Source organism: Amycolatopsis sp. SID8362 (genome assembly GCF_010550475.1).
GTDB lineage: Bacteria > Actinomycetota > Actinomycetes > Mycobacteriales > Pseudonocardiaceae > Amycolatopsis > Amycolatopsis eburnea.
The window spans coordinates 1-8,720 of sequence record NZ_JAAGNB010001671.1; the positions used below are offsets into that span (position 1 = coordinate 1).

Below are 8,720 nucleotides of genomic sequence, written 5' to 3' on the forward strand. Positions count from 1 at the left end.
TCCGGCGCCGCGGCGTTCTGGAACCGGCTCGCCACGGAACCCGCCACGCTCGCGGCCGGCGGCGCGAAGGTGTGGCTCAACGCGAAGGTGCGCGCGACCCTCGACCAGAGCGTGCCGCAGATCGGCGCGCCCACGGCTTGGCAGGCGGGCCTGACCGGCCGCGGGGTGCCCGTCGCGGTGCTCGACACCGGGCTCGACGGCACGCACCCGGACCTGGCCGGCCGCGTCGCACTGAGCAAGGACTTCACCGGCAAGGGCAGCGTCGAGGACGGCGCAGGGCACGGCACCCACGTCGCTTCGACGATCGCCGGCTCCGGGGCCGCGTCCGGCGGCAAGTACAAGGGCGTCGCGCCCGACGCGTCGCTGGCCGTCGGGAAAGTCCTCGACGACACCGGTGACGGCACGCTCGACACCGTGCTGGCCGGGATGCAGTGGGCGGTGACCGAAGCGCATGCCCGCGTCGTGAACATGAGCCTCGGCGGCGGGCCGTCCGACGGGACCGACCCGGTGTCCGAAGCCGTGAACACCCTGTCGCGGCAGTACGGCACGCTCTTCGTCGTCGCCGCGGGCAACTTCGGCGCGGACGAATCGGTCGCGAGCCCGGCCGCGGCGGACGCGGCGCTCGCCGTGGCCAGTGTGTCCAAAAAGGACGTCCTCAGCCCGTTCTCCAGCCGTGGCCCGAGGATCGGCGACGGCGCCGCGAAGCCCGACGTCGCGGCGCCCGGCGAGGCGATCACCGCGGCCTGGCCCGGCGGCGGCTACCAGGCGCTGAACGGGACGTCGATGGCGACGCCGCACGTCGCGGGCTCGGCCGCGATCCTCGCCCAGCAGCACCCCGGCTGGACCGCGGACCGGCTCAAAGCGGCGCTCACCAGCACCGCGGCTCAGGTCGACGCCGGACCGGCCGCGGTCGGCACCGGCCGCGTCGACGTCGCCCGCGCGACGACCACGGCGGTCACCGCCACCGGCAGCGCGTCCGCGTACCTCCCCTGGCCCAACCGCGGGACGACGAAGAAAGCCACCGTCACCTGGTACAACTCCGGCGCCACCCCGGTCACGCTGACGCTCGGGGCGTCCGTCGAGGGCGTGAGCTTTCCGCCGAGCGTCACCGTTCCGGCGGGCGGGAGCACTCCCGTCGAGCTGACCTTCACCGCGCAGGACGGCCACCCGGGCACCCGCTCCGGCGTCCTGACCGCGACCGGCGACGGCGTCACCACGCGGACCGCGCTGTCGCTGCGGCAGGAAGCCGAGACCTACGACCTGACCGTCGGTCTCGTGGACCGCGACGGCACCCCGTGGGCGCCGACGGGGTACCCGCCAGTGACGATCCTCGACCTGGACACCGGCGCGCTCACCCAGGGCGAGCCGGGCACCTTCCGGCTCCCGCGCGGCCGCTACGTCGTGAACAGCGTCATCGAGACGCCGCGGGCGGGCCGGGAACCGTCGTACAGCTTCCTCAGCCACCCCGAACTGGTCCTGGACCACGCCGTCACGGAGACCTTCGACGCGCGCGAGGGCAAGCCGGTGTCGCTGGAGCCGGACAACCCGGCGGCGCGCGGGGGCACGCAGAGCGTCGAACGGCTGAGCCGCGTCACAGCCTGCGCGTGCGTCTTCGCCGACGGCTTCGACCTCGACCCGCGCTTCCACGAAGCGTTCGCCGCGACGGTCCCGGGCACGTCGTCGCCGACCTTCGCCTTCAGCCAGGAACGCCGCGCCACCGAGCCGGACCTGGAACTGACCGCGGACGACGGGCAGCCGTTCGCGGTCCGGGGCGTCTGGCTGGAGTCGGCCGCGCCGGCCGGGACCAGCACGCTCCCGGTCGTGTTCGGCGGTGAAGGCACGCCCGCGGACCTGGCCGGGATCGACGCGCGCGGCAAGCTCGTGGTCCTCCGGCTGCCGCTCGGCATCCGGGTCGACGAGGCGTACCAGCGGCTGGTCAACGTCGAGAACGCCGGCGCGAAACTCGGTTTCGTCGCCCTTTCCGGTGGTGCGGCCGGGACCACGGTCCTCGGCGGCGGGCTGCCGGCCCTCCACCTGCCGGTGATCTGGGGCGGACCGGGCGTCACCGCGCAGCGGTTCACGGAACTGGCGCAGACCGGCCACGCCACCGCGACGGCCGTCAGCCGTCCCGCGCCGCGCTTCCGCTACGAACTGGGCGACGGCGTCGAGGGGCAGGTGACGGCTCCGCGCGTGCAGCGGCCCCGCACCCGCGACCTCGCCGAAGTGCGCACCGCCTACCACGACAACGCACCCGGCGAGGTCCGGTACGTCGCCGGGCGGGAGTTCTTCGGCCGGATGGTCGGGTACGGCTACACCGAACCCGTTGCCGCGCAACAGGAACGCCTCGAGTACTACTCCCCCGGCAAATGGGACAGCGTGTGGACGTCCGGGTTCCGCGGCGAACTGAACGAGCCGCTGGACCTGGCCGCGGGCAAGAAGTACCAGCTGAGCTGGAACGAAGCCGTGGCGGGGCCGTCGTTGCGCGGGCTGACCGTGACGCATTCGGGCGAGCAGCCGCGGCCGTGGGCATGGCGCGAGGACGGCGTCTTCGACCTCTGGCTCCCGCTGTTCGGCGACGCCGCCGGCCGCCCGCGCAAGCCCGAATCCGCTGCCGGGGACACGGGTTCGGTGACCCTCGCGAAGGACGGCGCCGCGATTCCCGTGGAGCCGTCAGGGGAACCGACGCTGGCGCGGATCCCGGTACCGGACGCCGACGGCGCGTACCGGCTCACCGCCGAAGCGCACCGGCACACCGACTGGTGGCCACTGTGGACGGACGTCTCCGCGGAGTGGGGCTTCCGTTCCTCGGCCGCCGCGGACGGCCAGGCACTTCCCTTGCTGACCGCCCGGTTCGCACCCGCGGTCGACCTGCGCAACAGCGCGCCGGCCGACCGGATCTTCACGTTCCCGGCCTTCGTGGAGCGCCAAGGCGGTGGCACCGGGACGAAGCTGGCCGTCGAAGTGTCCACTGACGACGGACGCACCTGGCGGCCCGCGCCCTCGATCCGGACCGGGGACCACTGGACGGTCGCCGTGCGGAACCCGGCGGGCGGGTTCGTCTCACTGCGGGCGAGCGCGGCCGACGACCGCGGGAACACCGTGCGGCAGACGGTGATCCGGGCGTACGCGGTGGGCTGACGCGAAAAATGAACCGGCCCCGGTGGCGGGGAGCCGCCGCCACCGGGACCGGTCCGGACCCACACCATCCCAACAGTGTGGAATCCGCCCGCCCCTCGTCAGGTAGGGGCGGGCGGGGCCCCTGCTACCGGGCGTCCGTGAGGTACCGCGCGTAGGCACCCGTGGTGAGGAAGCTCGGCAGCTTCTCGCCCAGCGCGGTTTCGGTGAAGATCTCGTACGCGTCGTCGAGGCGGTTGCCCGCACCCAGCTCGGCGCGCACCGACGCGAGTTCGTCGTCCAGGTACTCGACCGCCAGCTCGCGGGTCAGCGCGGTGCCGTCCTCGAGCTTCGTGCCGTTGCGGATCCACTGCCACACCTGGCAGCGCGCGATCTCCGCGGTGGCCGCGTCCTCCATCAGGTTGTGGATCGCCGCGGCACCGGTGCCGCGCAGCCACGCGTCGACGTACCGCAGCGCCACGTTGATGTTCGCGCGCACGCCCGCTTCGGTGACCTCGCCGCCGGCGCTGGCCACGTCGAGCAGGTCCTCGGCGGTGACGTGGACGTCTTCGCGCAGCTTGCCGAGCTGGTTGGGCCAGCCGCCGAGCACGTCGTCGAAGACCTCGCGGCAGATCGGGACCAGGCCAGGGTGGGCGACCCAGGAGCCGTCGAACCCGTCGCCGGCCTCGCGCTCCTTGTCGGCACGGACCTTTTCGGCGGCGATTTCGTTCACCGAAGGGTCCTTGCTCGGGATGAACGCGGCCATGCCGCCGATGGCGTGCGCGCCGCGCTGGTGGCAGGTGCTCACCAGCAGCTCGGTGTAGGCCCGCATGAACGGCACGGTCATGGTGACCTGCGCGCGGTCCGGCAGCACGAAGTCGGCGCCGTGCGCGGCGAAGTTCTTGATGAGGCTGAAGATGTAGTCCCAGCGGCCGGCGTTGAGACCCGCCGCGTGCTCGCGCAGCTCGTAGAGGATCTCGTCCATCTCGAACGCGGCGGTGATCGTCTCGATCAGCACGGTGGCACGGATCGTGCCGCGCGGGACGCCGAGTTCGCGCTGCGCCATCAGGAAGACGTCGTTCCACAGCCGCGCTTCGAGGTGGTTCTCCAGCTTCGGCAGGTAGAAGTACGGGCCGACGCCGCGGGCGAGCAGCTGACGCGCGTTGTGGAAGAAGTACAGGCCGAAGTCGACCAGGCTCGCCGAGACCGGACGGCCGTCGATGCGGATGTGCTTCTCCACCAGGTGCCAGCCGCGCGGGCGCGCGACGATCGTCGCGGGGTCGTCACCGATGGTGTAGCGCTTGCCGGCCTCGGTGGTGAAGTCGATGTTGCGGCGGATCGCGTCGTACAGGTTGAGCTGGCCGTCGATGACGTTGTGCCACGTCGGCGACGTCGCGTCCTCGAAGTCCGCCAGCCAGACCTTCGCGCCCGAGTTCAGCGCGTTGACCGTCATCTTGCGGTCGGTCGGGCCGGTGATCTCGACGCGGCGGTCCTCCAGGCCCGGCGCGGTCGGGGCGACCTGCCACGACCGGTCCTCGCGGATCCGGCGCGTCTCGGGCAGGAAGCCGAGCGGCTTCTCGCCGGACTGCAGTTCCTCGCGCCGCGTGCGGCGGGCGTCGAGCAGCTCGCGCCGGCGACCGGCGAACGTGTTGTCCAGCTTGGCCAGGAAGTCGAGCGCCGCCGGGGTGAGGATCTCCGCGAACCGGCCCTCGACCGGCCCGGTGACCTCGATGCGGTAGTTCAGCCGATCAACCATGGGATGCCTCCACGAGCTGTGCAGGAAGGAAAGGGAGGGACGCGGCCTGACGACGGAGGGGGGAGCCGTCGTCAGGCCGCGGCCGGGATCAGTGGAACTGGGCTTCTTCGGTGGAGCCCTTGAGCGCGGTGGTCGAGCTCTCCGGGTTCAGCGCCGTCGCGACGTTGTCGAAGTAGCCGGTGCCGACCTCGCGCTGGTGCTTGGTGGCGGTGTAGCCGCGGCTCTCCGAGGAGAACTCGCGCTCCTGCAGGTCGACGTAGGCGGTCATGCCCTCGCGGGCGTAGCCGTGCGCCAGGTCGAACATCGAGTAGTTCAGCGCGTGGAAGCCGGCCAGCGTGATGAACTGGAACTTGTAGCCCATGTGGCCGAGCTCGCGCTGGAACTTCGCGATCGTCGCGTCGTCCAGGTGCTTCTTCCAGTTGAACGACGGCGAGCAGTTGTAGGCCAGCATCTGGTCCGGGAACTTCGCCTTGATCGCCTCGGCGTACTTGCGCGCCACCTCGAGGTCGGGCTCCGAGGTCTCCATCCAGAGCAGGTCGGCGTACTGGGCGTAGGCCAGGCCGCGCTCGATGCAGGGCTCGATGCCGTTGCGGACCTCGTAGAAGCCCTCGGCGGTCCGGCCGCCGGTGAGGAACTGCTGGTCGCGCTCGTCGACGTCGCTGGTCAGCAGCGTCGCGGCCTGCGCGTCGGTGCGGGCGACGACCAGGGTCGGCACGTTCAGCACGTCGGACGCGAGCCGGGCGGCGTTCAGCGTGCGCTCGTGCTGCTTGGTCGGGATCAGCACCTTGCCGCCGAGGTGGCCGCACTTCTTCTCGGACGCGAGCTGGTCTTCCCAGTGCACGCCCGCGGCGCCGGCGGCGATCATGCCCTTCATCAGCTCGAACGCGTTGAGCGGGCCACCGAAGCCGGCCTCGGCGTCGGCGACGATCGGGGCGAACCAGTCGATGTCGGTGTTGCCCTCGGCCCAGTTGATCTGGTCGGCGCGGCCCAGCGCGTTGTTGATGCGGCGGACCACGGCCGGGACCGAGTTGGCCGGGTAGAGGCTCTGGTCGGGGTAGGTCTGGCCGGAGAGGTTGGCGTCGGCCGCGACCTGCCAGCCGGACAGGTAGATGGCCTGCAGGCCCGCGCGGACCTGCTGGACGGCCTGGTTGCCGGTGAGGGCGCCGAGCGCGTGGATGTAGTCCTCGGTGTGGAGGAGGTTCCACAGCTTCTCCGCGCCGCGGCGGGCCAGGGTGTGCTCCTCGACCACGCTGCCGCGCAGCTTGACGACGTCCTCAGCCGAGTAGGAGCGCTGCACGCCCGCCCAGCGCGGGTCGTTCGCCCACTGCGCCGCCAGCTCCGCGGCCGCCTGCTTGGCCTGTTCCGTCATCGGATCTCCCGGTGTTGCGAAGTTTGCGATTGCTCGCCTTGCCTGATCCGACCCTCACACGCCAGGGGAAATCCGGTCCAGCTGTCCAATTTGCCAATTTGTGCGAAGGGTACGTACGCTCTTTGCAAAGGTTGCGAATCGCCCGGTTCGCAAGTGATCGAAAATCCGCGTTCTTGACCGTTCACGTAACCGTTAAGGGCCGGAAACCTTCCGGGAAGGAGGGCTCGAATGGAGAAGACTTTCGCCGGCGCGCGGCTGCGGCACCTCCGCGAAAGCCGCTCGATGAGCCAGGCGGATCTGGCCCGTGTGCTGGAGATCTCACCGAGCTACCTCAACCAGATCGAGCACAACTCGCGGCCGCTGACCGTCCCGGTGCTGCTGCGCATCACGCAGGCCTTCGGCGTCGACACGGAGTTCTTCGCCAACAACGACACGTCCCGGCTGGTCGCCGACGTCAAGGAAGCGCTGCTCGACGAGGTGCTCGGCGTCGACGTCACCACGGGCGAGCTCAACGACCTGGCCACGAACCTGCCGGCGATCGCGCAGGCGCTGGTCAAGCTGCACCGCAGCTACCGCAACGCCGTCGAAAGCACCGCCGCGCTGACCACCGAAAACGGCCTGGGCCTGCACGGCAGCGCCGCCGCGCCGCTGCCGCACGAAGAGGTCCGCGACTTCTTCTACGAGCGCGAGAACTACGTCGCCGAGCTCGACGACCGCGCCGAGAAGATGGCCGCGGAGATCCCGCTGCAGCGCGGCCAGGTGCTGAGCGCGCTGAAGGAACGGCTCTGGCAGCGCTACGGCGTCGAGGTGACCAGCGACGGCATCGACGAATCGGCCGGTCAGCAGCACCGCTACGAGCCGGTGACGCGGGTGCTGCGGCTGGCGCCGAGCCTGCGCGTCGGGCAGCAGGCGTTTCGCATGGCTTCGCAGATCGCGCTGCTCGAGTACGACGACCTGATCACCGAGCTGGCCGACTCGTGGGCGTTCTCCGGGCCGGCCGCGCGCTCGCTCGCCCGCGTCGGCCTGGCGAACTACTTCGCCGGCGCGCTCATCCTCCCCTACGGCCCGTTCCTGGCGACGGCGGAACGCTTCCGCTACGACATCGAGCGGCTGTGCGACCACTACGGCGTCGGCTTCGAGACCGTGTGCCACCGGCTGTCCACCCTGCAACGTCCCAAGCAGCGCGGGGTGCCGTTCTCGTTCGTGCGGGTGGACCGGGCCGGGAACATGTCGAAGCGGCAGTCCGCGGCCGGGTTCCACTTCTCCCGCGTCGGCGGCGCGTGCCCGCTGTGGAACATCTACGAAGCGTTCACCCAGCCGGGCAAGATCCTCACACAGATCGCGACCCTGCCCGACGGCAAGAGCTACTTCTGGGTCGCGCGGACGGTGTCGCGCAACATCGGCGGCTACGGCAGCCCCGGCAAGACGTTCACCGTCGGCCTGGGCTGCGAACTGCGGCACGCCGGGCGGCTCGTCTACTCGACCGGCCTGGACCTGGACGAGCCCGCCGCGGCGACGCCGATCGGGATGGGCTGCAAAGTCTGCGAACGCCCGGCGTGCTCGCAGCGCGCGTTCCCGACCATCGGCAAGCAGCTCACCGTGGACGAGAACACCAGCACCTTCGTCCCCTACCCGGCGGTGCCTAAGGGCTGAGCACGTGCGCCGTCCACTTCGACTCGTCCGTGCCGAGGAGCGTGATGCGGCTCAGCAGCTCCTGCGCCGTGATGCCCGCGGCCTTCTCCTTGTCGATCCCGACGCAGGCCTCGAGCCCGTTCTTCTTCACGCACCGCGGCACGCCGAGGCCGTCCTTGCGGCCGGCTCCGGGTGGGGCGACGTTGATGGTCGCCAGCGCGCCGTTCGCCGAGTATTGGAGCACCAGCTTCCAGGGCACGCCGTCCTGGTCCGGGCGCCGCGAGGTGTAGGCGTCGGACAGGTGGAACGACGGCGGCAGGCTCGCGATGCGCAGCGGCAGCGGCACCCCGCGGTTCGCGAACGTCGCCCCTTCGGCCACCCGCACCAGCACCTGCTGGAGGTCGGGCCGGGCGAGGTAGTACGCGTGCAGCTGGGCCCAGCGGCCGTCGGCGGTCGGCCAGCGCAGGTAGCTGTCGCCGTGGTTGAGCGGGTCGTTCGCGTCCGCCGTCACCCAGTGGCCGTCGCGGTCGCCCACGCGCTGCGGGATCGACTTCGGCTCGCCGCTCAGGTCGCGCGGCGCGGGCGGCTCCCGATCGGAGACCGAAAGCCAGAGCATCGGGGGCAGCTCGCCCCGGCCGATTGCGAGCGTCGTGTCGCCGTGCCCGCCCGCGGCGTATTCGACGCCGGTGACCTCCTCCGGCAGCCAGCCGAAGCTCGACTTCGCGACCAGCGGGTTGTCGGTGGGCCCCGGCGCGACGGGCTGGAGCTGCGGCTGGGGCTGGACGGCGGGCGGCGCGGGCGCGGGGTCGGCGCGGAACAGCGACACCGCCGTCAGCCCGCCTGCCGTCA

The 8,720-nt window shown here is 71.5% G+C and carries 5 protein-coding genes; 2 read left to right on the top strand and 3 right to left on the bottom strand.

All coding sequences use genetic code 11. From position 1 onward, the window contains the following. Positions 1-3,138 (top strand): S8 family serine peptidase (locus G3I65_RS51520; RefSeq protein WP_160703300.1); only part of this gene is annotated, 3,138 nt, incomplete at its 5' end. Between the two features lie 124 nt (positions 3,139-3,262). On the opposite strand, the gene aceB is transcribed toward G3I65_RS51520, so the two are convergent. Both aceB and aceA read right to left on the bottom strand, forming a co-directional pair. Further along, positions 3,263-4,870: a malate synthase A gene (aceB, locus tag G3I65_RS51525; protein ID WP_160703302.1), complete on the bottom strand. Its 1,608-nt coding sequence runs from the start codon at positions 4,868-4,870 to the stop codon at positions 3,263-3,265. 88 nt (positions 4,871-4,958) lie between these two features. Then, positions 4,959-6,239, bottom strand: coding sequence for an isocitrate lyase (aceA, locus tag G3I65_RS51530; RefSeq protein ID WP_160703304.1), 1,281 nt, complete (start codon positions 6,237-6,239; stop codon positions 4,959-4,961). A 228-nt stretch (positions 6,240-6,467) separates the two neighbouring features. Between aceA and G3I65_RS51535 the strand changes: the two genes are divergently transcribed. Next, on the top strand, positions 6,468-7,892 hold the full coding sequence (locus tag G3I65_RS51535) for a short-chain fatty acyl-CoA regulator family protein (protein WP_160703306.1): 1,425 nt from the start codon (positions 6,468-6,470) through the stop codon (positions 7,890-7,892). On the opposite strand, the gene G3I65_RS51540 is transcribed toward G3I65_RS51535, so the two are convergent. After that, on the bottom strand, positions 7,882-8,720 hold an 839-nt coding region (locus G3I65_RS51540), incomplete at its 5' end, for a hypothetical protein (protein ID WP_160703308.1). The genes G3I65_RS51535 and G3I65_RS51540 overlap by 11 nt on opposite strands.